Here is a 26321-nt window from a genome sequence, read left to right on the forward strand (position 1 = left end):
TCAGGCTCCTTTCAATGTATCCAGTGCAGCACGAATCTCGGCAATGAAACCGCGGGCTGCAGCCACCACAGTATCCGGTGTCTGGGTTTCAAGCAACTGCACAATGCGAGAACCAATCACCACTGCGTCGGAAACGGCGGCAACTGCCTTGGCCGTTTCGGCATCGCGAATACCAAAACCCACACCCACTGGCGTGTTCACGTGGGCCTTGATGCGCGGCACCATATCAGCCACAGCAGCGGTGTCCAGATGGCCTGCGCCCGTCACGCCCTTGAGCGAGACGTAGTACACATAACCTGCCGCTATTTTGCCCACCTCGGCCATGCGCTTTTCGGTCGACGTAGGGGCCAACAGAAAAATGGGGGCCAGATCGGCGGACTTCATGCGAGCTGCAAATTCCTGGCATTCCTCTGGTGGGTAATCGACCACCAGCACGCCGTCCACCCCAGCCGCTTTGGCGTCACGCACAAAGCTGCTTTCGCCATGGTGCAGGTCATAGCACTCGATCGGGTTGGCGTAGCCCATCAGCACGATGGGGGTGGTGGCGTTCTGAGCGCGGAAGCGCTTCACGTCTTCCAGCACATGAGTCAGCGAAATGCCTTTGAGCAAAGCCCGCTCGGCCGCCTTTTGAATGACCGGGCCATCAGCCATCGGGTCAGAAAACGGCACACCCAACTCGATCACGTCGGCACCGGCTTCGGCCATGGCCAACATCAGGTCAACGGTCTTTTCCGGGAACGGATCACCACAAGTGATGAAGGGGATCAGGGCCTTGCGTCCCTGGGCCTTCAGATTGGCAAACGCCACATCAATGCGATTGCTCATGCTCAAGCTCCCTTCACCGACAGACCACGACAGGAGGGGCGGCAGTAGAACTCGGCCCCTGTCAGGTCGGCCACCGTACCGATGTCCTTGTCACCACGGCCAGACAGGTTCACCAGAACGTGCTGATCGGGGCGCATGGTGGCGGCGAGTTTCATGCCGTAAGCCACCGCATGAGACGATTCCAACGCAGGGATGATGCCCTCTGTACGACACAGACGGTGGAAGGCCTCCAGGGCCTCTTTGTCGGTGATGCCAACGTACTCGGCCCGGCCGATGTCTTTGAGATACGCGTGCTCAGGCCCCACACCTGGGTAATCCAAACCGGCAGACACGGAATGGGTTTCTGTGATCTGGCCGTTTTCGTCTTGCAGCAGGTAGGTGCGATTGCCGTGCAGCACGCCAGGCACGCCCTTTTGCAGCGACATCGAGTGCTTGCCGCTGTCGTACCCCTCGCCAGCCGCTTCCACGCCAATCAGCTTCACCTGTTCGTGCGGAATGTAGGGATAGAAAATACCCATGGCGTTGGAGCCGCCGCCCACGCATGCCACCACCGCGTCAGGCTGGCGACCGATGGCTTCTGGCATCTGCTTGAGACATTCCTCGCCAATCACGCTCTGGAAATCACGGACCATGGCAGGGTAAGGATGCGGGCCGGCCACGGTGCCAATGATGTAGAACGTGTTTTCCACGTTCGTGACCCAGTCACGCATGGCTTCGTTGAGCGCATCTTTCAGGGTTTTGCTACCCGATTCGACCGGCACCACCTTGGCACCCAGCAAGTGCATGCGATACACATTGGGCGACTGACGCTTGACATCTTCTGCCCCCATGTAGACCACGCACTCCATGCCGTAACGCGCACAGATGGTGGCAGTGGCCACACCGTGCTGCCCGGCACCCGTTTCCGCGATCACGCGGGGCTTGCCCATGCGCTTGGCCAGCAATGCCTGACCAATGGTGTTGTTGACCTTGTGCGCACCAGTGTGATTGAGGTCTTCGCGCTTGAAGTGAATTTGCGCGCCGCCCACTTCGCGGCTGAGTCGCTCGGCGTGGTAAATGGGGCTGGGGCGCCCCACAAAATGGGCCAGTTCCTTACGGAATTCGGCCAGGAACGCAGGGTCGTTGCGATAGTGCTCGTAGGCGTCTTTGAGCTGGTCCAGCGCCTGGATCAGGGTTTCAGACACAAACGTGCCGCCATAGGGACCAAAGTGGCCCCGAGCATCGGGCTGTTGATAATTCAGCATGAATCTCTCGTCGAACAAACCGTACGGGACGAACGCACAAAGTCAGTCATTCACTGCCCTGCCTCGGCACATTGCCGATCGGCCGCCCGCACGGCCTGACAGAACTGGCGCATCAGCTGAGCATCCTTGATGCCCTTGGCTGCTTCTACGCCAGAACTTACATCCACAGCCCAGGGCCGCACCCGCCTGATCCCTTCGATGACATTGCCTGGGTGCAAACCACCCGACAGCACCATCGGCCGAGACAGGCCCTGCGGCAGCAAGGACCAATCAAAAACCTGCCCTCCCCCGCCGTAACCGTCCACATGGGCGTCGACCAAAATGGCCTGAGCAGCGGGGTAGGAATCCGCGAAGTCTAACAAATTGAAACCCGGCGCCATCCGAGCGGCCCGAATATAAGGGCGGGCGGCCTGAACGCAGGCTGACGGAGACTCGTCACCGTGGAACTGCCACAGAGCGTTCGGGACGGCATCGCGGGCCTGCTCCAATAGCGCTGCAGACGCATTCACAAACAGCAGCACCGGTGTCACAAAGGGCGGCAAGAGAGCCGCCAGTTGCCCTGCGCGGTGAGGTGTGACAAAGCGCGGGCTCTTTTCATACAGAACGAAGCCGATGGCATCTGCACCGGCCAGCACCGCCTCAGAGACATCCGCCTCGCGGGTCAAACCACAAATCTTGATTCGGGTGCGGTGATCCAAAGGCAAAGACATGCGCGGCAAGCGAGTTGGCAAGCCGCTATTGTCTCAAGAATTGCCCGGCAACCAAGCCATACCCGCGACTTCGGTAGGCAAACCCCACTCAGAATCGTAGGTGGGCCCCAGGAAATAGAGGCCGTCTGGCGAAAAGGTGGGGGCGGCAGCGTCACGGTTGCGCGCGGCCAGCACCTCGATCATCCAATCAGGCGACTGGATGCCCGAGCCCACCGCGATCAGGCAGCCCATGATGTTACGGATCATGTGGTGCAAGAACGCATTGCCTTCGAAATCAAACCGCCAGTACGGACCGATCTTGCGAATGTCGATGCGCCTGAGGGTTTTGATGGGGGTTGGCGACTGGCATTGCGACGAGCGGAACGAACTGAAATCGTGCTCACCAATGAGGTGGGCAGCCGCTTGCTTCATGGCCTGCAAGCTCAATGGCCTGAACACCCAGCCCGCCTGCGCGCTTTCGATGGCGGGCCGCACAGGTGACTCCAACAACACATAGGCGTAGCGCCGCCCACGCGCGCTGTTGCGCGCATGAAAGGCCGCGGTGACCTCTTGAGCCCACTGAACTGCGATATCCGGGGGCAGGAAGGCATTCGGGCCGCGAACCCAGGAAAACGACTCTCGGTGAATGTCGGTGTCGAGATGCACCACCTGGTTGATGCCATGCACCCCCGCATCGGTGCGACCGGCGCACATGACCTTGATCGGGCGAGCCGCAAAACGGCTCAAGGCCTGCTCAAGCAAGTCTTGAACAGTCCCGCCGCCAGGCTGGCTCTGCCACCCCTTATAGGCCGTGCCTCGGTAAGAAACACCAAGGGCGATCCGCCGGATCGCCCTTGCGGAGGAGGCTGAGGGATCCCCCCCGCCTCTCGTTTCATCGACCATGATCAGCTCAGGCTGTCGAGCATGGCTTGGGCTTTGGCTTGCAAAGCACCTCCAGCGTTGGCCACGACTTCTTGCAGCAGTTCGCGTGCGCCATCCAAGTCGCCAATCTGGCGGAACTCTTCGGCCAACTCGAACTTACGCTCCATGGGATCTTCCGGTGGAGGCAGATCAGGGGCCTTGCCTCCCAGCAGATCGTCATCGAGACTGAAACCGCTATCGACCGAGCCAGGGGCCTCGACTTCCAGGTTCAAACTGCTCAACCCGAAGTCATTGCCGGCGGGTGCCGGGGCAGCAGCCTGGGCTGGCGCTGGGGCAGGCTCATCCAACGACAAATCGAAATCCAGGCCACCATCGTCCACCTCGGGCAGAGGTGCGGGCGCGGCGGCCAGCGGTGCGGGCTCGGTGCTGGGTGCATCGAGCACTGGCAGATCGACATCGCCAGCCGGTGTTGACGCTTCGTCCAGCGGCATTGGGGCGGAAATATCGAGGTCAATGGCACCAAAGTCATCCGACTGAGGCGCCTCAGCCTGAGCCGAGGCAGCCACAGGCGCTTCAGGCACCTCAGGCAAGGTATCGATCTGGCTGAACGACGGCACCACCGACGCCGGCATCGTGCTGGCACCCAAGTGATCCGTGGCTTCGTTCAGGCTCAAAGGCTCGCCGGATGGCTGCCCACCAGGCTGGTAAAGCGGGTTCTCGGGATCGATACCCAGACCCAACTCCTGAGCCTTGGCCCAATCTTCACCGTGGCCACCGGTCAGGTCGAACAACTGCACAGCCAGTTGCTCAAAGCCCTTGGTGTCGCGGCGCTTGGCGTAGACCTCCAGCAGCTTGACACGTACAGCCAGACGATCTGGCGTACTGCGCAGCGCTTCCTTGAGGATTTCTTCAGCTTGCAGATCACGGCCGTAGGCCAGATACACGTCTGCCTCAGCAACAGGGTCGACGTCACCGATCGCATCCAACTGGCTCAGCGAATAGCTCATCGACGAAGGCGCACCCGAGGCATCGCGCGTATCGACACGCTGACCACCGCTGGCACCGAAGAAGGAATCAGGCTGCAAGCGGCTTTCCAGGAACGAAGTCTCCCCGGTATCAGAGCGACGACGCGAACGCAGGAACATGCCCACACCAGCCAGCAAGGCCAGACCGGCGCCACCTGCGGCCAACAGCATCGGGTTCAATGACTCGAGCAAGCCAGGCTTGGCAGCTTCTGGCGGCTGCGCAGGAACTGGAACCGCAGGGGCCGATGGCACAGACTTGGGCGCCGGCGCAGAAGCGACATCGATCACCGAAGTCGCAGCCTGAGAAGCTGGCTCGGTAACGGCACTCGCTGCAGCGGACGCGGCAACGGGCTCAACAGGAGCTGGGGCAGGAACAGGAACAGGCACGGGAGCTGGTGCCGGTGCTGGCGCGGGGGCTGGTGCCGGTGCCGGAACCGGGGCTGGCGCAGGAGCCGGCTTGGTCGCGACGGCGGCCTTGTCCTTCAGCTTGCGCAACTCATCCAGGTTCTTGGACAACTCGGCAACGCGGGCCTGGCTCTCCTCCTTGGCGCGAGCCTTGGCGATGCGATCTTCCACACCCGGGGCGGCCCCTGTGGACACCCCACCCTTGCTCAGGGTCAGCTTATCCGGGGCAGGCGCGGCTGCTTGCTTCTGGTCGCGAACTTCGGCCTGCACCTTACCCGAGGCCTGACGCTGAGGCTGTTCGGGGGTGGTAGCTGCCACCGTACCAGCCAGATTCTGGCGGTAGGCGGCGAAATCTGCGCTCTGCGCCTGAATGGTCTGACGCGCCTGCTCGGGCGTCAGCTCCTTGGCCTGCTCGGTCGTGGGCATGTTGAGCACCACACCCGACTTCAGGCGGTTCATGTTGTTGCCAAAGAAGGCTTGTGGGTTATGGCGGTACAGCCCAACCAGCATCTGATCCAGAGACACACCCGCAGGCAGATTACGGCTGGCGATCTTTGACAAAGTGTCACCGCGCTCCACCTTCACCGCCTTACCTTCACCCGCAGGACGCTCAGAAGCGGCCGTACGTGGCGCGGGGGCCGGGCGAGGCGTAGCAGCAGGTGCCGGAGCCGGAGCAGCGGCCGACGCCGCTGCGGCAGCTGCCTTCTCAGCCTTCAGTTCCGCTTTGGACTTGGCCTTGGGTTTGGGCTCAGCCACAGGCTTGGAAGGCGGCACGACAGCCGCAGGGGCTGCGGCAGGAGCCGGTGCAGGGGCTGCGACTGACGCCGGAGCCGGAGCAGCAGCCACTGGTGCCGGAGCGGGCGCAGCAGGAGGCACCGGCGCGGCAATAACTGGCGCAGTGGCCACTGTTGTGGCGCTCTTCGCAGAAGGAGGATCGAACAGCAGGGTGTACTCTCGAACCAGGCGACCAGAAGACCAGGTCAGATCGAGAATCACATCGACGAACGGCTCTTGAACACTGCGATCACTCGAGATCTTCAGGTAGGGCCGACCGTCGCTGCGTCGCTGCAGAGAAATCTGCGTGGCGGTCAGAACGGAGTTGTAATCGACGCCAGCGGCGCGGTAGGTCTCAGTCGAGGCCACACGCACCTTCAAAGACCCGCCTTCTTCGGCGTTCAGACTGGTCACGTCGATCTCGGCACGCAGGGGTTCACCCAGAGCCGACTGGACGTTGAGCTTACCCAGGCCCAAAGCCCAGGACGCAGCAGGTACCAGAGTCAATACTGTGCAGGCCGCCGCAGCAGCAACCCGGTTGAGGGCAAATTTCCCCGCGGACATCGATTGATCTTTCAAGGCGTCTCCCAAGTCGTCATGGAGCCGTTCGACACGAAAAGCAGCGCATCCAGGTCAGAACCCAACCCGAGGACGCACTCGCTCCTGCAGACGGTACGCAGCACAAAACAAAATAACATCAAGCATATACGGAGACAAGCTCAGTATTTGCTTAACTTACGCGAGCTCAACCCGGGTCAATCCGCCGAAAAGCGTAACGAATCGCGTATTGTCGTCCGCGGACAACAGCCTTGCCGGCCCGGATTGTTTCCAACCGTTGCGGCGTCAACGACCCACCGCAACGGTCGAACACCCATCAGGCGTCCAGCAGGATACGCAGCATGCGACGCAGCGGTTCGGCAGCGCCCCACAGCAATTGATCCCCGATCGTGAACGCACCGACGTACTCGGGCCCCATGGCCAGCTTACGGATACGACCAACCGGGATGGTCAGCGTACCGGTTACGGCAACCGGGGTCAGGTCCTTGATGGTGGCCTCGCGCGTATTCGGCACCACCTTGGCCCACGGATTGTCGGCAGCGATCATGGCCTCGATATCGGACAGCGGAACGTCTTTCTTGAGTTTGAAAGTCAGTGCCTGACTGTGACAACGCATTGCACCGATGCGAACGCAGAAACCATCCACGGGAACGGCTGGGGAACCGAAGCCTTCGCCTTGGCCCAGAATCTTGTTGGTTTCGGCCATGCCCTTCCACTCTTCCTTGGACTGACCATTGCCCAGATCCTTGTCGATCCAAGGGATCAGCGAGCCGCCCAGCGGCACGCCAAAGTTGGCAGTTTCGGCCTCGGTCAAGGAACGCTGCTTGGCGATGATCTTGCGATCGATTTCCAGAATCGCGCTCTTGGGGTCGTCCAGCAGGGAGCGGACTTCAGCATTCAGGGTGCCGAATTGGGTCAGCAACTCACGCATGTGCTGCGCGCCACCACCGGAAGCGGCCTGGTAAGTCTGGGTGGACATCCACTCCACCAGACCCGCCTTGTACAAGGCACCGACACCGATCAGCATGCAGCTGACGGTGCAGTTACCACCAATCCAGTTCTTGCCACCGTTGGCCAAGGCGTTCTTGATCACGGGCATGTTGACCGGATCCAGCACGATGACCGCGTCGTCCTTCATGCGCAGCGTGGAAGCCGCGTCAATCCAGTGACCATTCCAGCCGGCTGCACGCAGCTTGGGAAACACCTCGGTGGTGTAGTCGCCGCCCTGGGCGGTCAGGATGATGTCGCAGCGCTTGAGCGCGTCAATGTTGTAGGCGTCTTGCAGCGTGGTTTCGTTCTTGGCCATCGAGGGGGCCTTGCCGCCCGCATTCGAAGTCGAGAAGAACAACGGCTCGATGAGGTCGAAGTCGCCTTCTGCCTGCATGCGATCCATCAGCACGGAACCAACCATGCCGCGCCAACCAACCAGACCAACCAACTTAGTAGACATGATGACTTTCCTTCCCGGGATTAGCCCTGGGCCTTGAGGGCAGCCACGACGGCTTCGCCCATTTCAACGGTACCGACCTTCTTGGTGCCGTCGCTGTAGATGTCGGGGGTACGCAGACCTTGCTCCAGCACGGATTGCACCGCACGCTCGATGCGCGAAGCGGCTTCTTCCTGGTTCAGGCTGAAGCGCAACATCATCGCGGCAGACAGGATGGTGGCCAGCGGGTTGGCCACGCCCTTGCCGGCGATGTCGGGAGCCGAGCCGTGGCTAGGCTCATACAAGCCTTGGCCCTTGGCGTTCAGCGAGGCCGAGGGCAGCATGCCGATCGAGCCGGTCAACATGGCAGCCGCGTCAGACAGGATGTCGCCGAACATGTTGCCGGTGAAGAGCACGTCGAACTTCTTGGGCGCCTTGACCAGCTGCATCGCGGCGTTGTCCACGTACATGTGGTCCAGCTCGATGTCGGGGTACTGGGCGTGCACCTCGGTGACCACGTCCTTCCAGAACTGGAAAGTTTCCAGCACATTGGCTTTGTCGACACTGGTCACGCGCTTGTTGCGCTTACGTGCAGCCTGGAAGGCCACGTGGGCAATGCGCTCGATTTCCGGACGCGAGTAGCGCATCGTGTCGAACGCTTCCTCGGCCCCCTTGAACTCGCCATCAGGAGACTGGCGACGACCACGGGGCTGACCAAAGTAAATGTCGCCGGTCAACTCGCGAATGATCAGGATGTCCAGGCCGGCCACCAACTCAGGCTTCAAGCTCGAAGCGTGGGTCAGTTGGGGGTAGCAAATGGCCGGACGGAAGTTAGCAAACAGGCCCATGTTCTTGCGCAGACCCAAGATGGCCTGCTCAGGACGCAGAGGGCGATCCAACTTGTCGTACTTCCAATCGCCGACCGAGCCGAACAGCACTGCATCCGACTCCATGGCCAGCTTCAGGGTGTGCTCGGGCAACGGGTGGCCGTGGGCGTCGTAAGCGGCGCCGCCAACCTTGGCTTCCTGCATTTCAAAAGACAGGTCCAGCGCCTTGAGCACCTTCACCGCTTCGGTCACGATTTCCGGGCCAATGCCATCACCCGGCAACACTGCAATCTTCATCGACATGGGCGGTCTCTATCTCAAACAATGCGGTTGTTCAGCCAAGGCTTTTCAGCCAGGCGCTTGGCCTCATAGGCCTTGATCTTGTCGGCGTGACGCAGGGTCAGACCAATGTCGTCAAAACCGTTGAGCAAGCAGTACTTGCGGAAAGGTTGCACGTCAAAAGCCAACTCCTTTCCGTCTGGGGTGACCACGACCTGGCGCTCCAGGTCAACCGTCAACTCGTAGCCGGGATTGGCTTCCACGGCCTTGAACAAGGCGTCGACCTGCTCTTCACTCAGCACGATGGGCAGAAGGCCATTCTTGAAGCTGTTGTTGAAGAAGATGTCAGCAAAGCTGGGGGCAATGATGGCGCGGAAACCATATTGATCCAGCGCCCAGGGCGCGTGCTCACGGCTGGAACCACAACCAAAGTTCTTACGGGCCAACAGCACAGAAGCGCCTTGGTACCGGGGCAGGTTCAGCACGAACTCTGGATTGGGCTTGCGGGTGGCTGGATCTTGGCCGGGCTCACCCGCATCCAGATAGCGCCATTCGTCAAACAAATTGGGGCCAAAGCCGGTGCGCTTGATGGACTTGAGGTATTGCTTCGGGATGATGGCGTCGGTGTCGACGTTTTCCCGGTCCATGGGGGCCACCAGGCCCTTGTGAATACGGAATGCTTGCATGATGGGTGTCCGATGGATCAGGCGAATTGACGAACGTCGACGAAGTGGCCCTTCATCGCAGCAGCGGCTGCCATGGCAGGGCTCACCAAGTGGGTGCGACCACCCGCGCCTTGACGGCCTTCAAAGTTACGGTTGCTGGTGGAAGCGCAACGCTCACCGGGCTCGAGACGGTCAGCATTCATGGCCAGACACATCGAGCAACCAGGCTCACGCCACTCAAAACCGGCTGCCTTGAAGATCTTGTCCAGACCTTCACGCTCGGCTTGCTCCTTGACCAGGCCCGAACCTGGCACCACCAAAGCCAGCTTGATGTTGCTGGCAACCTGGCCACCGATCTTTTGAACGATGGCGGCGGCTTGACGCATGTCCTCGATACGGCTGTTGGTACAAGAACCGATGAACACCTTGTCGACCGACACTTCGTTCAAAGGCTTGTTGGCCTCCAAGGCCATGTACTGCAAAGCGCGCTCCACGGCAGAACGCTTGACCGGGTCTTGCTCGTTGGCGGGATTCGGCACTTTGTCTTCGATCGACAGCACCATCTCGGGCGAGGTCCCCCAGGTCACTTGCGGCTTGATCTGAGTGGCATCCAACTCGACCACGGTGTCGAACTGGGCGTCAGCGTCGGAGTGCAGCGTGCGCCAGTAGGCCACGGCCTGATCCCACAGGTCGCCAGCCGGCGTGAAAGGACGGCCCTTCACGTAGTTGATGGTGGTTTCATCCACCGCCACCAAACCAGCACGTGCACCGGCTTCAATGGCCATGTTGCACACGGTCATGCGGCCTTCCATCGACAAATCGCGAATGGCGCTGCCTGCGAATTCAATGGTGTAGCCAGTACCGCCAGCGGTGCCAATCTTGCCGATGATGGCCAGCACGATGTCTTTGGCAGAGCAAGCGGGGTTGAGCTTGCCTTCGACCTTGACCAGCATGTTCTTGGCCTTTTTGGCCAACAGGGTCTGGGTGGCCAGCACGTGCTCGACTTCAGAGGTGCCAATGCCGTGAGCCAAAGCACCGAAGGCGCCATGGGTGGAGGTGTGGCTGTCGCCGCACACCACGGTCATGCCGGGCAATGTGGCGCCCTGCTCTGGGCCAATCACGTGCACGATGCCCTGGCGCTTGTCAGACATCTTGAACTGGGTGATGCCGTTGCGGTCACAGTTGGCGTCGAGGGTGTCGACCTGCAACTTGGAGACGGGGTCGGCAATGCCTTGGCTGCGGTCGGTCGTGGGGACGTTGTGGTCGCTCACCGCCAGGTTGGCCGACAGGCGCCAGACTTTGCGGCCGGCAATGTCCAGCCCTTCGAAAGCCTGCGGGCTGGTGACTTCGTGCACCAGATGACGGTCAATGTACAGAACGGCGGTGCCGTCATCTTCGGTGTGGACGACGTGTTCGTCCCAGATCTTGTCGTAGAGGGTGCGTCCCATATGAGGCAGGCCTTTGGAGGCGGTAATTCAGCGCGATAAAGACGGCAGGCAACGATCTCTGGTCGAGGCAATCACCTGAAAGGTGCTTATTTTAAGTCATCGAACTGAAACGCACCGGCGCCCCCGAGAACGGCAGGGGAACCCAGGCTTTTCCGCCCCCCTCAATCAGATGGCTCCCCCCAATCAGGAGGGACACCGAACGCCAGAGCCAGCGGACAATACGCCCCATCGCTCAGCTCAGGTTTGAGGACCGCCGCGCGCCACGCGCCGCAACACCTTCTGGCTGAAAGAACTACGCAGTTGATCACTTTTACGTCACAGAGAGAAGTTCATCATGACATCCATCGCCACCACCCTGGGCAAGACCGTTCTGGCCGCCGCACTGGCCGCCGCCACCGCCATGAGCGTCCAAGCCGCCGCTGTTTACCAAACCGGCACCAAAGCCCCCTGGGGTGTGACCACCAACGAAGTGGCCATGGACACTGCCTTCGGTGACACAAACTGGACCCGCCAGAGTGGTTTCTCGCTGGCCGACATCACCGGCGCCAGCTTTGCCTTCCTCGACGGCAGCGACAATGCCGCCAACGAACTGAACAGCTTCCTGACTGCCAACATCACCGCACTGGAATCGTATGTCAGCGCCGGTGGCCGCCTGTTCCTGAACGCTGCCCCCAACCAAGGCGGCAACATTAACTTTGGCTTTGGCGGCGTCACCCTGACCTATGGCGGCACCTTCAGCGACACAGCCACCGTGAACGCAGACGGCGTGGCTGCAGGCCTGACCGCTGGCGGCTTGCCCACCAACTACACCGGCAACTGGTTCTCTCACGCTACCGTTTCCGGTGGCGCGATCACCAGCCTGATCGATGGCACCGCCGGTTCTGTCTTCGCCGTCAAATCGTTCGGCAAGGGTTTTGTGGCATTCGGCGGCCAAACCACCACCAACTGGCACGCTCCCTTTGCAGAAAGCCAAGCCCTGTTGGTCAACGAACTGAAGTACGTTGCCAACGCCCAGACCGCTGCCGTGCCTGAACCCGAAACCTATGCCCTGATCGTTGCCGGTCTGGCTGTGGTGGGCGCATCCCTGCGTCGCCGCAAGGCCGCCGAAGCCGTTGCAGCCTGATTGCGGTTTAGCCTAGATCAGTCAAGGGGCTCCACACAACGTCAGCAAATTGACTGTATGTGGCCCCCAACATGATGAACAGCCCCACCACGGGGCTGTTTTCATTTCTGTGCACCGCAAGGACGTCGCGCCCGGCTGCAAGCACTGCGGCCGCCACCCAGATGCCCGGGATAACCCCAAACCCTTCCGACACCCCACTGCTCCGGCAACGACAACGCACAAGGTACGATTGACTGGCTATGGAATGCGTGACGCTTGCGCTGATTTGCTCCAAGCCATCTCTTCAACACGACACAAAACCAGAAGGAAGACCATGCAACACTCAGAAAAACGCAAGTTGGCGGGCCGTATTGGCTGGGTGTTGATGGCCAGCGCCCTGAGCCTGGCTCTCAGCGCCTGTTCAACCCCCCCCACCCGCGCCATTCCCGAGCCTGAGATCCTGAGCGCTCCAGATGGCGTCCGGTTCGAAATGCGCTACTTCTACGGCCAGGACGGCACTCGCCTATTCCGGCAAGCATGGCTCCCCGAAAGCCAAGCCAAAGGCGTGCTGATTGTGGTCCCCGGCCTGAAGGACCATGGCGGACGATATGCCGAGTTAGGGCAGCAACTTGCCAAGGAAGGGTTCGCCGTATTTTTGCCAGACTTGCGTGGTCATGGCCACTCCAGCGGCCCCCGCCAGGCAATAGACAACTTCAACGACTACCTGGTTGATCTGGCGGTGATGGTTCGCCAAACGCGCAAACAATTGCCCGGCACCCCTACCTTCCTGCTCGGCCACGACATGGGGGGACTGATTGCCGCACGCTTTGTGGAGACGGTACCCAACGCCGTTCAAGGACTGGCGGTGAGTGGCGCGCCACTGGCCATCAAAGACTCCAAGTACAAACTCTTTGGACTGAAGGTGCTTTCCAAAATAGCCCCCTCCTCCACAGCCATGAGCCCTGAGTTCAAGGATTACTCGCAAGATCCGGTGGTTGCCCAATCGCTGCAGAATGATCCGCTCGTCACTCCCAATGGCGTGCCCGCCAAGACCAGGGCGCAACAAGTCGAAGCGACTCGACTCCTTCAGGAGCAGCAAGAACGCCTGAAACTCCCCGTGCTGGTAATGCACGGGATTTCTGACCAGCTTTATCCTTTGTTTGGCAGCATCGCGTTTTACGATGCCATTCCGTCTGACAACAAGGGCTTGAAGCAATACCCTGGCATGGGGCATGACCTCTGGCGGGAACCCGGCAACAATGAAGTGGCGGCCGACTTGAGCGACTGGATGAATGGCCTGCTCATCAGGCAGCGCTCTGCCAAGCGCAAAGAACTTGCCGCATCCGCGGAGCCAGTCAACAACTGACAACGTTTTGGCCCAACCAACAAAAAAGCCGCTCGTTACCGAGCGGCTTTTTTTTTGCCCGCACACACCACGGTACGTGGCAGTGCGAGTCAATTTCAGCGTTGAGCGATGGGCTTGACGTCTCGCTTTTCGGCGCCAACGAACAACTGACGAGGACGGCCGATCTTGTACTCGGGGTCGCCGATCATTTCGTTCAATTGAGCGATCCAGCCAACGGTACGTGCCAGAGCGAAGATGGCAGTGAACAGTTGGACGGGGATACCGATGGCGCGCTGAACGATACCAGAGTAGAAGTCGACGTTCGGGTACAGCTTGCGCGACACGAAGTAGTCGTCTTCCAGAGCGATCTTTTCCAGAGCCATGGCCAGCTTGAACAGCGGATCGTTTTGCAGGCCCAGTTCGTTCAGAACTTCATGGCAGGTTTCGCGCATCAGCTTGGCGCGTGGGTCGTAGTTCTTGTAGACGCGGTGACCGAAGCCCATCAGCTTGGTGGCGGAGTTCTTGTCCTTCACTTCAGCGATGAACTCACCGATCTTCTCGACGCCGCCCTTACGCTGGATTTCTTCCAGCATGTTCAGTGCAGCTTCGTTGGCACCGCCGTGAGCAGGGCCCCACAAGCAAGCCACACCAGCGGCGATGGCTGCGAAGGGATTGGTGCCGGACGAACCGCACAGACGCACGGTCGAGGTCGAAGCGTTTTGCTCGTGATCGGCGTGCAAGATGAAGATGCGATCCATGGCGCGAACCAGCACGTCGTTGACCTTGTAGTCGGCGCAGGGGGTCGCGAACATCATGCGCATGAAGTTCTCGGTGTAGGACAGGTCGTTCTTCGGATAGATGAACGGTTGGCCGATCGAGTACTTGTATGCCATCGCAACCAGAGTGGGCATCTTGGCGATCAGACGGATCGCAGCCACCTTGCGGTGCTCTGGGTTGTTGATGTCAGTGCTGTCGTGATAGAAGGCCGACAGGGCACCCACCAGACCGGTCATGACGGCCATGGGGTGAGCGTCACGACGGAAGCCACGCAGGAAGAACTGCATCTGCTCGTTGACCATGGTGTGATTGGTCACACGGGCCACGAAGTCAGACTTCTCGGTTGCGTTGGGCAGCTCGCCATTCAGCAACAGGTAGCAGGTTTCCAGGAAGTCGCAGTTGGTGGCCAGTTGCTCGATGGGGTAGCCACGGTACAGCAGCTCGCCCTTGTCACCGTCGATGTAGGTGATGGTGGAGTTGCACGAAGCAGTCGACAGGAAGCCAGGGTCGTAGGTGAATTTGCCGGTCTGGGCATACAGCTTACGGATGTCGATCACATCCGGGCCAATCGAGCCCTTGTAGATGGGCAAATCCATGCTGGGGCTACCGTCAGAGAATGACAGGGTGGCTTTCACGTCGGACGGGGTCATGAGCACTCCTAGAGGTCGGTCTTGTGTGAGAAATATGTTATCGGAGACTTAGGATAAGTCCTAAGGCGCCATTATCAGGCTTTGTTGGGTGTTGCCCAACTATTTGGCACGAATTGCTGCAGCGGCTTCATGGGCCATCGGCACACGCATCAGCGACAAAACCTGCAGGACATCGGGGTTGCTCAACTCCCCTTCCGGCTCTTTGCGAGCCAGCAGCAAATCGAGCAAATCGTTGTCCGCGAGATCCATCAACTGAAGCAAGCCTTGGACCAAGGGCACTGTGAGTTGATCACCGTGGGTTTCGAAGAATCGATCCACAAAGAGATCGTTCTCGAGCAGGCCACGACGACAACGCCAGCGCAGGCGACGCAACTCATCGGCGCTGGGCAACAAGTCTTGAGCTGCAACTGGCGTAGTCATGTCAATTCAATGCAGGCAAAAATGCACCATTAAACGGCGCGACGCACCATCAGTTCCTTGATCTTGCCGATGGCCTTGGTTGGGTTCAGGCCCTTCGGACAGACATCCACACAGTTCATGATGGTGTGGCAACGGAACAGACGGTACGGATCTTCCAGGTTGTCCAGACGTGCAGCCGTGGCTTGATCGCGGCTGTCAGCGATGAAGCGGTAGGCTTGCAGCAGACCGGCTGGCCCCACGAACTTGTCGGGGTTCCACCAGAAGCTGGGGCAGCTGGTCGAGCAGCTGGCGCACAGGATGCACTCGTACAGGCCGTCGAGTTCTTCGCGCTCTTCGGGCGACTGCAGACGCTCCTTTTCAGGAGGCGTATCAGCGTTGACCAGATACGGTGTGATCGAGTTGTACTGCTTGAAGAACTGGGTCATGTCCACGATCAAATCGCGAACCACTGGCAGACCAGGCAGCGGCTTCAGAACCACGGTCTGAGGCAGCGTGCGCATGTTGGTCAAGCAGGCCAGACCGTTCTTGCCGTTGATGTTCATGGCGTCGGAACCGCAAACGCCTTCGCGGCAAGAGCGGCGGAACGACAGGGTGGGGTCAATCGCCTTGAGCTTGACCAGGGCGTCCAGCAACATGCGCTCGTTGCCATCGAGTTCGATCTCGATGGTTTGCATGTAGGGCTTGGCGTCCTTATCGGGATCGTAGCGGTAGATTTGGAAAGTGCGCTTTTGGCTCATGTTCAATTCCTAATGGCTAGTCGCTGTCGATCAGAAGGTACGGACCTTCGGCGGCACCGATTCCACAGTCAGAGGCTGCAGGTTCACAGGCTTGTAATCCAGGCGGCTGCCTTCGGAGTACCACAGCGAGTGCTTCATCCAGTTGGCGTCGTCGCGGTTGGGGAAGTCGTTGTGGGCGTGCGCACCACGGCTTTCCGGACGAGCAGCGGCGGCCACCATGGTGGCTTGAGCGGCTTCGATCAGGTTTTCGACTTCCAGCGCTTCGATGCGAGCGGTGTTGAAGACCTTGGAGTTGTCCTTCAGGCCAATGGACTTGACGCGTTCGCGGATGGCGGCAATCTTCTTGACGCCCTCTTCCATGGAAGCCTGGGTACGGAACACGCCCGCGTGCTTTTGCATGGCTGCACGCATGTCATTGGCGACGTCCTGGCAGTACTCACCGTTCTTCTGGTTGTCCAGACGAGCGAGGCGCGACAGGGTGTAGTCGGCAGCGTCCTTGGGCAGGGGCTTGTGCGACTTGGTCTTGCTGGCGAACTCAACGATGTGGTTGCCGGCGGCACGGCCGAACACGACGAGATCGAGCAGCGAGTTGGTGCCCAGACGATTGGCGCCGTGCACCGACACGCAAGAGCATTCGCCCACAGCGTACAAGCCATTGACGATCTCGTTGGGCTTGCCGTTGGCAGGCACCACCACCTGGCCATGCACGTTGGTAGGAATACCGCCCATCTGATAGTGGATGGTAGGCACCACAGGGATCGGTTCCTTGGTGATGTCGACGTTGGCGAAGTTATGGCCAATTTCGTACACCGAAGGCAGGCGCTTCATGATGGTCTCGGCACCCAAATGGGTCATGTCGAGCAACACGTAGTCGCCGTTGGGACCGCAACCGCGACCTTCCTTGATTTCCTGGTCCATGGAGCGCGACACGAAGTCACGGGGCGCCAGATCCTTCAGGGTGGGAGCGTAACGCTCCATGAAGCGCTCGCCCTTGCTGTTACGCAGGATGGCGCCTTCACCACGGCAACCTTCGGTCAGCAGCACGCCAGCGCCGGCCACGCCGGTGGGGTGGAACTGCCAGAACTCCATGTCTTCCAACGGGATGCCGGCGCGAGCCGCCATACCCAGTCCGTCACCGGTGTTGATGAAGGCGTTGGTGGAAGCCTGGTAAATACGGCCGGCCCCACCGGTCGCGAACAACACGGTCTTGGCGTGCAGCACGTGCACATCGCCGGTTTCCATTTCCAGGGCGGTCACGCCCACCACGTCGCCTTCGGCGTCGCGGATGAGGTCAAGGGCCATCCATTCCACGAAGAACTGGGTGCGAGCCTTGACGTTTTGCTGGTACAGGGTGTGCAGCAGTGCGTGACCGGTACGGTCAGCGGCGGCGCAAGCGCGTTGCACAGGCTTTTCGCCGTAGTTGGCAGTGTGGCCACCGAAAGGACGCTGATAGATGGTGCCATCAGGGTTACGGTCGAAAGGCATGCCGAAGTGCTCGAGTTCGTACACGACCTTCGGTGCTTCACGGCACATGAATTCGATGGCGTCCTGGTCGCCGAGCCAGTCGGAACCCTTGACGGTATCGAAGAAGTGATAGTGCCAGTTGTCTTCGGACATGTTGCCCAGCGAGGCGCCGATACCGCCTTGAGCGGCCACGGTGTGCGAGCGAGTCGGGAAGACTTTGGACAGCACGGCCACGTTCAGGCCAGCCAGAGACAGTTGCAGCGACGCGCGCATGCCGGAGCCGCCGGCCCCGACGATCACGACGTCAAACTTGCGGGTAGGAAGGGAAGTAGCGGTCATTTTTTACAGTCTCCACAGCACTTGGATGGCCCAGCCTGCGCAGCCCACGAGCCAGACGATGGCGAATACATGCAGGGCCAGACGGATGCCAACCGGCTTGATGTAGTCCATGAAGAGGTCACGCATGCCAACCCACACGTGGTACAGCATGGCAACGATGACGACGAAGGTCAGCGTCTTCATCCATTGCTGCGAGAAGATGCCGGCCCACTTGTAGTACGAAATGGGCTCACCGAAGACAACCTGCACCAACAAGGCAATGGTGAACAGGGCCATCAACACGGCGGTGACGCGCTGGGCCATCCAGTCGCGCAGGCCATAGCTGGCACCGGTGACGATGCGCTTGGTTCCGTAGTTTTGAGACATGTTTGCTTTCCTGGAAAGAAGATCAGAACAGGCCGAACAGCTTGGCGCCCAGCACCACGGTCAGGCCGACGCTGATAGCCAGAGTGGCTGCGGCGGTGGACTTGCCAACTTCCTTGGTGTAGGAGTGGGTGACTTCCATCAGCAGGTGACGGATGCCAGCGCAGAAGTGGTGCAGGTACGCCCAGATCAGGCCCAGCGCGATCAGCTTGAAGAACCAACCCGGCACAGCGCCACCAGCGCAACCTGCAGTGAACACCGAGGTGAATGTGTCATACGAGATTTCCGACGACACAGAGGTGTCGAACATCCAGATGATGAAGGGCATCAACAGGAACATCAGGGCGCCGCTGATCCGGTGCAGGATCGAGACGATCCCGGCCAGAGGCAGGCGATAGGTGACGATGTCCGTCACGTGAATGTTCCGGTAGACGGGGCGTGGGGTTTTCGCGTTGTCAGCCATGTTGTTAGAGGCTCCTGCCTAGCGTCAAAAATCTGTCAAGAGAAGAATCCGGGATTTTAGGGCAATCCCTCGCCCAACTGGCGGGGCCGGCCGTCAAACAGTTGTCAAATCTGTCGATTGCAGGCTTTGCCGGTCAAACTTTGCTAGCTTAATTCGTTTCGATAATGGTGATGATCTGTGAGGTAAAGCCCTCGCCGCAACTCGACGGGCTGATCACCATAGGTGTGCGACAAGCGCTCGACACTGAGGAGAGGATGACCGACATCGACCTTGAGCAACGCGGCCACTGACTCGTCAGCCACCACGGCTCGCAACTTTTCCTCGGCGCGAATCATGCGCACGCCAAACTCTGATTCAAACAGCCCATACATGGGCCCCTGGTACTGAGACAAGCGCTCTGCCGTGAGACCTTTGAAGAGATGGCCGGGCAACCAGATGTCGTCGAGGATCACAGGCCGCGCAGAGAACGACAGCACGCGACGCACTTCAACCACCACCTCACCAGGCTGAAGGTTGAGCGCACGCGCCACATCAACCGGCGCTTTCAAGCGCCGGCAGTCAAGAAATTCGCGCTGGGCCCGCTCGGCCTGCCCCGGCTGGTCGGAGGTCAGACGCAGGAATCGGTACTGCACCTGTTCTTCTGCGTGAGTCGCGACGAAGGTGCCTTTGCCCTGGCGCCGCATGAGCAGATTTTCGGCAGCCAATTCATCGATCGCCTTGCGAACGGTGCCCTGACTGACTTTGTAGCGCGCGGCAAGTTCCAGTTCGCTGGGAATGGCCTCACCCGGACGCCACTCGCCGTCTTGCAAGCCCTTCAGAATCAAAGCTTTGATCTGAAGGTAGAGCGGGCTGAACGATGGCGTGAGCACGCCGCCGCCCTGAGCGACACCCAAGGGGTGTGCTTCCAGTACGGGAGATGGGGCGGACACGGGCGTCACCACGGCAGCAGGTTTCCAAATAATGGCTTCAGACAGCCAGCCACGAACGAGTGTCCGATTGCACCACAAACCACCCACCCGCGTCCATGAAACAGATAAAGAATGTCTTATATAAGACATAAGACCACGCGAGTAGGTCGGAAGTCACACCCACAGGACCTCTGGCAGCGCTACACTAATGGGTTGTACTAATTCCAACGTCTCAACTACTTCCTTTCGGAGTTCCTCATGAGCAAGAAACCCGTTCGCGTTGCCGTTACTGGCGCCGCTGGTCAAATCGGCTACGCCCTGCTGTTCCGTATTGCCTCTGGCGAAATGCTGGGCAAGGATCAGCCCGTGATCCTGCAATTGCTGGAAATTCCTGACGAGAAGGCTCAAAACGCCCTGAAGGGCGTGATCATGGAGCTGGAAGACTGCGCCTTCCCTCTGCTGGCCGGCATCGAAGCCCACTCCGACCCCATGACCGCCTTCAAGGACACCGACTACGCTCTGCTGGTGGGTGCACGTCCTCGCGGCCCAGGCATGGAGCGTGCCGACCTGTTGGCGGCCAACGCCCAGATCTTCACTGCTCAAGGTAAGGCTCTGAACGCCGTGGCTTCGCGCAACGTTCGCGTTCTGGTTGTCGGCAACCCCGCCAACACCAACGCCTACATCGCCATGAAGTCGGCTCCTGATCTGCCTGCCAAGAACTTCACCGCCATGCTGCGTCTGGACCACAACCGCGCTGCTTCGCAAATCGCTGCCAAGATCGGCTGCGCCGTGGGCGACATCGAGAAGCTGGCCGTGTGGGGCAACCACTCGCCCACCATGTACGCTGACTACCGTTTCGCCACCGTGAACGGCAAGTCTGTGAAGGACACCATCAACGATCACGACTGGAACGCCAACGTGTTCCTGCCTACCGTGGGCAAGCGTGGTGCTGCCATCATCGCCGCTCGCGGTCTGTCGTCGGCCGCTTCGGCTGCCAACGCCGCCATCGACCACATGCGCGACTGGGCCCTGGGCACCAACGGCAAGTGGGTCACCATGGGCATCCCTTCCAACGGCGAATACGGCATTCCTAAGGAAGTCATGTTCGGCTACCCCGTGACCTGCGAAAACGGCGAATACAAGATCGTCGAAGGTCTGGAAATCGATGCTTTCTCGCAAGAGTGCATCAACAAGACCCTGGCCGAGCTGCAAGGCGAACAAGACGGCGTCAAGCACCTGCTGTGATGCCTTTGAGACAGGCGGGCGTTGCATAGCGGCGCCCCTCCCCTGATCTCCCACAAGAAAAGCTGGTTTGCTGTTGCAAGCCAGCTTTTTTTTCGCCACCATGAACCTCCATGGCCCACCCGGGCTGAATGAAGGATTCTGCGTGTCGACCCTGACTGCGATTCACCCGCGCCACGCCTTGTTTGGCGCACAACACACCACCCCATCTCTGCCGGTTTGCGATCACTATGCGGGCGTCGAGTCGCGCATGTTGAAGGCCATGAACCTGCAAACGGAAATGGCCGAAGAAGCGGGCCACGCCGTGTTTGACGTGACCCTCGATCTGGAGGACGGCGCACCGGTTGGCGGCGAACATGAACACGCCTTGATGGTGTCGGAGCTGCTGATGAGCGGCGCCAACACACACGGCCGCGTAGGCGCTCGCGTGCACGCTCCCAGCCACCCCCGCTTCGAAGACGATGTAGACACCCTGATCAAGCTGGCGGGGGAAAAGCTGGCTTATCTGATGGTGCCCAAGGTGGCCCATGCACAGGAGACGCAGCGAGCGATTGAAACGATCAAGCAAGCTCGAATCAAACACAATGTGGGGCGCAAAGTGCCGGTGCACGCCCTGATCGAGACACACAAGGCAGTTCAGGACGTGGCCGATATTGCCGCCCTGCCGGGACTGGAATCGCTGTCGTTTGGTTTGATGGATTTTGTATCGGAGCACCGCGGTGCGATTCCAGCCTCAGCCATGACCGCAACCGGCCAGTTCACCCACCCATTGGTGGTGCGCGCCAAGCTGGATATTGCGGCAGCCTGTCATGCCGCCGGCATCGTGCCATCTCACTGTGTAGTGACGGAGTTCAAGGACACCAAAGCGCTGAGCAAAGCCGCTGAACGAGCGTCACGCGAGTTAGGTTACACGCGGATGTGGAGCATTCACCCAGACCAGATCGACGTGATCATCGAAGCGTTTGCGCCGTTGACTTACGAAGTCGATGACGCCGTTGAGATTTTGCTGGCGGCCCAGCAGGCACACTGGGCACCTACATCGTATCGGGGTCAGCTGCATGACCGGGCGAGCTACCGGCATTACTGGTATGTGCTTGAGCGTGCGTGGTTAACCGGCCAACCCTTGCCAGCCGAGATCAAGCACGCGTTTTTTGAAGACCATCACGCCCATGGATGATTCACATGGGAGCTAACTCAAGCCGTGTCGCTTGAGTTTGCGCCACAAGGTGGTACGCCCAATACCAAGCGCCGCCGCCGCCCGAGCCCGGTCCCCATCAGACTGAGCCAGTGCGGCCAGAAGGCGCTCTCGCTCCGAGACCTGAGGCGACTCGACTGAGGCGGCTGACAAGGTCACGCCACGTGCCGCACAGAGTTCCGGCAACAGTTGGTCGAGGTCAGTCGGCGCGAACGGCCAACTCGCCACGATGCGCTCAAGCATGTTCTCAAGCTCTCGCACATTGCCAGGCCAGTCATGCCGCAAACCACGTTCCAGAAACAGCTCTCTTACCGCACGCCATTCTTGCGGTGGAACAAGGTGGCGAACATTCAAGCGGGTACTCAGCACGTCCACCAACTCGGCCAGGTCATCCAGATGCTCACGCAGAGGAGGCACCTGGAGACGCAGGATGTTGAGGCGATAGTAGAGGTCAAGCCGGAACAGCCCTTGGTTCACCCGGGCCTGCAAATCGTGGTGCGTGGCCGCGATGATCCGAACATCGATCGGAGTCGGTTCAGTGGCCCCCACACGCAATATCTCGCGCTCCTGCAAGACGCGCAGCAAACGCGTTTGCAGGGGCATAGGCAGGTCGCCAATTTCATCGAGAAAGATGCTGCCCTTGTGAGCCGCCTCGAACAAGCCGACCTTGCCGCCGCGGCGGGCGCCGGTGAAAGCCCCGTCTTCGTAACCAAATAGTTCGCTTTCCAGCAGTGTTTCGGATACGGCGGCGCAATTGACCGCAACAAACGGCATGTCGCGCCGATCGCTGGCCATGTGAATGCCCTGCGCAATGCGTTCTTTGCCTGTGCCACTTTCTCCGGTTAGCAACACAGTGGACGATGTGGCTGCAAAGCGCTCCGCCAAAACGCGAACCTGCTGCATAACGATGCTGGCGCCCGCAAGGCCCGACAGCTCATATCGACGGGCAGGTGCCTGACTGTTCGCACGACTGCGAAGATGGCGATCCACCCGCTGAATGGAGATGGGGTCCTGGCAGGTCAACACCGCACCGGTGAGCTCACCCTGCTCCTGAATGGGCATGCGGTTGGCGATCAAGGTCTTGCCTTTGATTTTTTCAATGCGCTCCAACTCGGGCAAGGCCAAGCGCAAGGTTTGCTTCAAGCTCAGTTCAGGGCAAACGGATGTGAGCTCTCGCCCCAACCATGCAGAGGGCTCCACCCCCAACCACTGCGCCATGGCGGGGTTGAGGGTTTGAATGCGCTCGTCTCTGTCCACCGCAATCACGCCATCACTGAGCTGGGCCAGGATGGTGTTCAAGCGCTCACGTTTGGCCCACTCGATGCGAGAGGCGCGCGCCACCTCGAAGGCATCTTCCAGGGCTTCGCGCACCGCATCGACGGAATAGAGGAAGACGCCCATCAAACCCAGGTCATCGGCACAATCAACCGCGGCGCCAGAGCCCACCACCACCTCGACGCCCATTTGCTTGAGTTCCTGCACGCACAAACGGGCTTCCTCTTCGGTGCGATAAGTGCGCTGAACCACATCCAGCGTCAAGAGGCCAGCCAAGGGGCTGAGGTCAGGCAACATGCCTTCGTAGGTGACCAGGCCAACATGCGTGGACAAGCGCTTGGCGTGCGAAAGGGCCTGCAACACATCGAAGCCGCCCACCTTGACCAGAACCACGGGCATCTCCAACTGCTGACGCAGATAGGCACCGTTGGATCCAGCCGCCACGACCACATCGATGGGGCGCTGCGCCGCAATGGCCTGCACGCGCGCCACCGCATTGGCAAACCCCACATCGACCACCTCGACGTGGGCTCGAGTGTGAAAAGCAGGAGCGAGGTCTTGCAGCATCTTGTTGATGCGGCGAAAGCCCACAGCCACGATTTGCGGAGGCAAGGAGGAATCGCGTTTCACGTGCGTTTCACAAATACGGTTTCATTGTTTCATCATTATGTTCCACATTTGAAACACTCATGAGGAAACAACCGGGCTATTCAAACCATCGTCTTTGCACTAGCCTTTGAAAATCAAGCAGTTACCGCAGGTCGGTGGCATCGAGCAGTTCCGCTGTCGACATTGGCACGCGCGTTGCCTAGGAATAGACCAACTCAACGCATTGTTCAATCTGGAGACCGGAACATGGCCCTGATGACTCCCGGCGAGCGTTTTCGCCAAGCACTGAAAGAAGAAGCCCCATTGCAGGTGATTGGCGCGATCAACGCCAACCATGCTTTGCTGGCCAAACGCGCGGGCTACAAAGCGATCTATTTGTCGGGTGGCGGCGTGGCCGCGGGCTCTTTGGGCCTGCCGGACCTGGGCATCAACACGATGGACGATGTGTTGATCGACACCCGCCGCATCACCGACGTGTGCGACCTGCCCTTGCTGGTCGACATCGACACAGGCTTTGGCCCCTCGGCCTTCAACATCGAGCGCACCGTCAAAAGCCTGATCAAGGCCGGCGCTGCGGCTTGCCACATTGAAGACCAGGTGGGGGCGAAACGCTGCGGCCACCGCCCCGGCAAGGAAATCGTGTCGACAGAAGAAATGGTGGACCGCGTCAAGGCCGCCGCTGATGCCAAGACCGATGCCAGCTTCTTCCTGATCGCCCGCACCGATGCCATCCAGGTGCACGGTGTGGATGCGGCCATTGACCGCGCCATCCAGTGCGTGGAAGCCGGTGCCGATGGCATTTTTGCCGAAGCCGCCTACGACCTGGAAACTTACAAGAAGTTTGTGGATGCGGTGAAAGTGCCTGTGCTGGCCAACATCACCGAGTTCGGCAAGACCCCGCTGTTCAGCGTGGACGACCTGCGCCCCACCGGCGTGGGCATGGTGCTCTACCCATTGAGCGCCTTCCGCGCGATGAACAAGGCGGCGGAAGCGGTGTACACCGCCATTCGCCGTGACGGCCATCAAAGGAATGTGGTTGATTTGATGCAGACTCGTGAAGAGCTGTATGACCGCATTGGCTACCATGCCTTCGAAGGCAAACTGGACGCGCTGTTCGCATCCAAAAAGTAATTCCCTGCATACCAACCGCTTGCTCTAACCATTGGAGACGCATCCCATGAGCGCTACCCCCGAGACCACCACTCCCGGTTTCAAGCCCAAGAAGTCTGTGGCCCTGTCGGGCACCGCTGCCGGTAACACCGCCCTGTGTACCGTGGGCCGCACCGGTAACGATCTGGCCTACCGTGGCTACGACATTCTGGACGTCGCCACCACCTGCGAATTTGAAGAAATTGCTCACCTGTTGGTGCACGGTAAGTTGCCCACCGTGGCTGAACTCGCTGGCTACAAGGCCAAGCTGAAGGCCTTGCGTGGCCTGCCTGCAGCTGTGAAGGTGGCCCTGGAGCAACTGCCCCCATCCGCTCACCCCATGGATGTGATGCGCACGGGCGTGTCCGTACTGGGTTGCGTCAAGCCCGAGAAGGAAGACCACAACCACCCCGGCGCTCGCGACATTGCTGACAAGCTGATGGCTTGCCTGGGCTCGATGCTGCTGTACTGGTACCACTTCGCCTACAACGGCAAGCGCATCGAAGTCGAAACCGATGACGACTCCATCGGCGGCCACTTCCTGCACTTGCTGCACGGCGAGAAGCCTCGCGACAGCTGGGTACGCGCCATGCACACCAGCCTGATTCTGTACGCGGAGCACGAGTTCAACGCCTCGACCTTCACCTCGCGCGTGGTCGCCGGCACGGGTTCCGACATGTACTCGGCCATCTGCGGCGGCATCGGTGCCCTGCGTGGCCCGAAGCACGGTGGCGCCAACGAAGTCGCTTTCGAAATCCAGAAGCGCTACGACAACCCAGATGAGGCCGAGGCCGATATCCGCGCGCGTGTCGAGCGCAAGGAAGTCGTGATCGGTTTCGGTCACCCTGTGTACACCGTGAGCGACCCCCGCAACGTGGTCATCAAGAAGGTGGCAGAAGACCTGTCCAAAGAACAGAACAACATGAAGATGTACAACATCGCCGAGCGTCTGGAATCGGTGATGTGGGAAATCAAGAAGATGTTCCCGAACCTGGACTGGTTTAGCGCCGTGAGCTATCACATGATGGGCGTGCCCACCGACATGTTCACCCCGCTGTTCGTGATCGCACGCACCTCGGGCTGGTCGGCTCACATCATCGAGCAGCGCATTGACGGTAAGATCATTCGCCCATCGGCCAACTATGTGGGCCCCGAAGACCAAGCCTTCGTGCCGCTGAAGGACCGCAAGTAATTCAGCCCCATACAGGCGCCACATTGCCCAGCGGTGATGTGGCG

Annotated in this window: 23 protein-coding genes; 6 read left to right on the plus strand and 17 right to left on the minus strand. The window is 60.0% G+C overall.

The annotated features are described in order from the left end of the window. The 9 genes from trpA to leuC all read right to left on the minus strand — a co-directional run bounded on the left by trpA (window position 1) and on the right by leuC (window position 11047). Window positions 1–825, minus strand: a complete 825-nt coding sequence (trpA, locus tag VFW72_RS13500) for a tryptophan synthase subunit alpha (RefSeq protein WP_329674819.1) — start codon at window positions 823–825, stop codon at window positions 1–3. Window positions 826–827: 2 nt separating this feature from the next. Further along, window positions 828–2069 (minus strand): tryptophan synthase subunit beta, encoded by a 1242-nt coding sequence (gene trpB, locus VFW72_RS13505; protein ID WP_329674820.1) that lies wholly within the window; start codon window positions 2067–2069, stop codon window positions 828–830. A 50-nt stretch (window positions 2070–2119) separates the two neighbouring features. After that, entirely contained in the window at window positions 2120–2779 is a 660-nt protein-coding gene (locus tag VFW72_RS13510; RefSeq protein ID WP_329674821.1) for a phosphoribosylanthranilate isomerase, read from the minus strand. 33 nt (window positions 2780–2812) lie between these two features. Beyond that, on the minus strand, window positions 2813–3661 hold the full coding sequence (truA, locus tag VFW72_RS13515) for a tRNA pseudouridine(38-40) synthase TruA (RefSeq protein ID WP_329674822.1): 849 nt from the start codon (window positions 3659–3661) through the stop codon (window positions 2813–2815). Between the two features lie 2 nt (window positions 3662–3663). Then, the gene (locus VFW72_RS13520; protein ID WP_329674823.1) at window positions 3664–6408 is read right to left on the minus strand and encodes a FimV/HubP family polar landmark protein; all 2745 of its coding nucleotides are present in this window, start codon (window positions 6406–6408) and stop codon (window positions 3664–3666) included. 310 nt (window positions 6409–6718) lie between these two features. Beyond that, window positions 6719–7852 (minus strand): aspartate-semialdehyde dehydrogenase, encoded by a 1134-nt coding sequence (asd, locus tag VFW72_RS13525; RefSeq protein WP_329674824.1) that lies wholly within the window; start codon window positions 7850–7852, stop codon window positions 6719–6721. 20 nt (window positions 7853–7872) lie between these two features. Then, window positions 7873–8952, minus strand: coding sequence for a 3-isopropylmalate dehydrogenase (leuB, locus tag VFW72_RS13530; RefSeq protein ID WP_329675007.1), 1080 nt, complete (start codon window positions 8950–8952; stop codon window positions 7873–7875). 20 nt (window positions 8953–8972) lie between these two features. Further along, window positions 8973–9620: a 3-isopropylmalate dehydratase small subunit gene (gene leuD / locus VFW72_RS13535; protein ID WP_329674825.1), complete on the minus strand. Its 648-nt coding sequence runs from the start codon at window positions 9618–9620 to the stop codon at window positions 8973–8975. Between the two features lie 17 nt (window positions 9621–9637). Continuing rightward, complete coding sequence (gene leuC / locus VFW72_RS13540) at window positions 9638–11047, minus strand: 3-isopropylmalate dehydratase large subunit (RefSeq protein ID WP_329674826.1); 1410 nt, start codon at window positions 11045–11047, stop codon at window positions 9638–9640. A 334-nt stretch (window positions 11048–11381) separates the two neighbouring features. Between leuC and VFW72_RS13545 the strand changes: the two genes are divergently transcribed. Together VFW72_RS13545 and VFW72_RS13550 are read left to right on the plus strand one after the other, a co-directional pair. Next, window positions 11382–12170, plus strand: coding sequence for a PEP-CTERM sorting domain-containing protein (locus tag VFW72_RS13545; protein ID WP_329674827.1), 789 nt, complete (start codon window positions 11382–11384; stop codon window positions 12168–12170). Window positions 12171–12483: 313 nt separating this feature from the next. Next, on the plus strand, window positions 12484–13515 hold the full coding sequence (locus VFW72_RS13550; protein ID WP_329674828.1) for a lysophospholipase: 1032 nt from the start codon (window positions 12484–12486) through the stop codon (window positions 13513–13515). 95 nt (window positions 13516–13610) lie between these two features. On the opposite strand, the gene gltA is transcribed toward VFW72_RS13550, so the two are convergent. The 7 genes from gltA to VFW72_RS13585 form a co-directional block, all read right to left on the minus strand. After that, window positions 13611–14921 carry a citrate synthase gene (gene gltA / locus VFW72_RS13555; protein WP_329674829.1) on the minus strand — a complete coding sequence of 437 codons (1311 nt, stop codon included), beginning with the start codon at window positions 14919–14921 and terminating at the stop codon, window positions 13611–13613. A gap of 99 nt (window positions 14922–15020) precedes the next feature. Next, window positions 15021–15341 (minus strand): succinate dehydrogenase assembly factor 2, encoded by a 321-nt coding sequence (locus VFW72_RS13560; protein ID WP_329674830.1) that lies wholly within the window; start codon window positions 15339–15341, stop codon window positions 15021–15023. 29 nt (window positions 15342–15370) lie between these two features. Continuing rightward, window positions 15371–16078, minus strand: coding sequence for a succinate dehydrogenase iron-sulfur subunit (locus tag VFW72_RS13565; protein ID WP_329674831.1), 708 nt, complete (start codon window positions 16076–16078; stop codon window positions 15371–15373). Between the two features lie 30 nt (window positions 16079–16108). Further along, complete coding sequence (gene sdhA, locus VFW72_RS13570) at window positions 16109–17881, minus strand: succinate dehydrogenase flavoprotein subunit (protein ID WP_329674832.1); 1773 nt, start codon at window positions 17879–17881, stop codon at window positions 16109–16111. Between the two features lie 3 nt (window positions 17882–17884). Then, window positions 17885–18247: a succinate dehydrogenase, hydrophobic membrane anchor protein gene (gene sdhD, locus VFW72_RS13575; protein WP_329674833.1), complete on the minus strand. Its 363-nt coding sequence runs from the start codon at window positions 18245–18247 to the stop codon at window positions 17885–17887. Window positions 18248–18269: 22 nt separating this feature from the next. Next, window positions 18270–18707, minus strand: a complete 438-nt coding sequence (sdhC, locus tag VFW72_RS13580) for a succinate dehydrogenase, cytochrome b556 subunit (protein ID WP_329674834.1) — start codon at window positions 18705–18707, stop codon at window positions 18270–18272. 143 nt (window positions 18708–18850) lie between these two features. Beyond that, on the minus strand, window positions 18851–19615 hold the full coding sequence (locus VFW72_RS13585) for a GntR family transcriptional regulator (RefSeq protein WP_329675008.1): 765 nt from the start codon (window positions 19613–19615) through the stop codon (window positions 18851–18853). Between the two features lie 258 nt (window positions 19616–19873). On the opposite strand from VFW72_RS13585, the gene VFW72_RS13590 reads away from it, so the two are divergent. Together VFW72_RS13590 and VFW72_RS13595 are read left to right on the plus strand one after the other, a co-directional pair. Continuing rightward, entirely contained in the window at window positions 19874–20860 is a 987-nt protein-coding gene (locus tag VFW72_RS13590; protein ID WP_329674835.1) for a malate dehydrogenase, read from the plus strand. A 100-nt stretch (window positions 20861–20960) separates the two neighbouring features. After that, window positions 20961–22034 carry an HpcH/HpaI aldolase/citrate lyase family protein gene (locus tag VFW72_RS13595; protein ID WP_414638811.1) on the plus strand — a complete coding sequence of 358 codons (1074 nt, stop codon included), beginning with the start codon at window positions 20961–20963 and terminating at the stop codon, window positions 22032–22034. A 12-nt stretch (window positions 22035–22046) separates the two neighbouring features. Here the strand turns inward: VFW72_RS13595 and prpR are convergent, their stop codons facing one another. Beyond that, window positions 22047–23957, minus strand: a complete 1911-nt coding sequence (gene prpR / locus VFW72_RS13600; RefSeq protein ID WP_329674836.1) for a propionate catabolism operon regulatory protein PrpR — start codon at window positions 23955–23957, stop codon at window positions 22047–22049. Between the two features lie 225 nt (window positions 23958–24182). Between prpR and prpB the strand changes: the two genes are divergently transcribed. After that, on the plus strand, window positions 24183–25067 hold the full coding sequence (gene prpB, locus VFW72_RS13605) for a methylisocitrate lyase (protein ID WP_329674837.1): 885 nt from the start codon (window positions 24183–24185) through the stop codon (window positions 25065–25067). Window positions 25068–25113: 46 nt separating this feature from the next. Further along, complete coding sequence (gene prpC, locus VFW72_RS13610; protein ID WP_329674838.1) at window positions 25114–26277, plus strand: bifunctional 2-methylcitrate synthase/citrate synthase; 1164 nt, start codon at window positions 25114–25116, stop codon at window positions 26275–26277. Window positions 26278–26321 lie beyond the last annotated feature (44 nt).

The organism is Aquabacterium sp., assembly GCF_036273115.1.
Lineage (GTDB): Bacteria > Pseudomonadota > Gammaproteobacteria > Burkholderiales > Burkholderiaceae_C > Aquabacterium.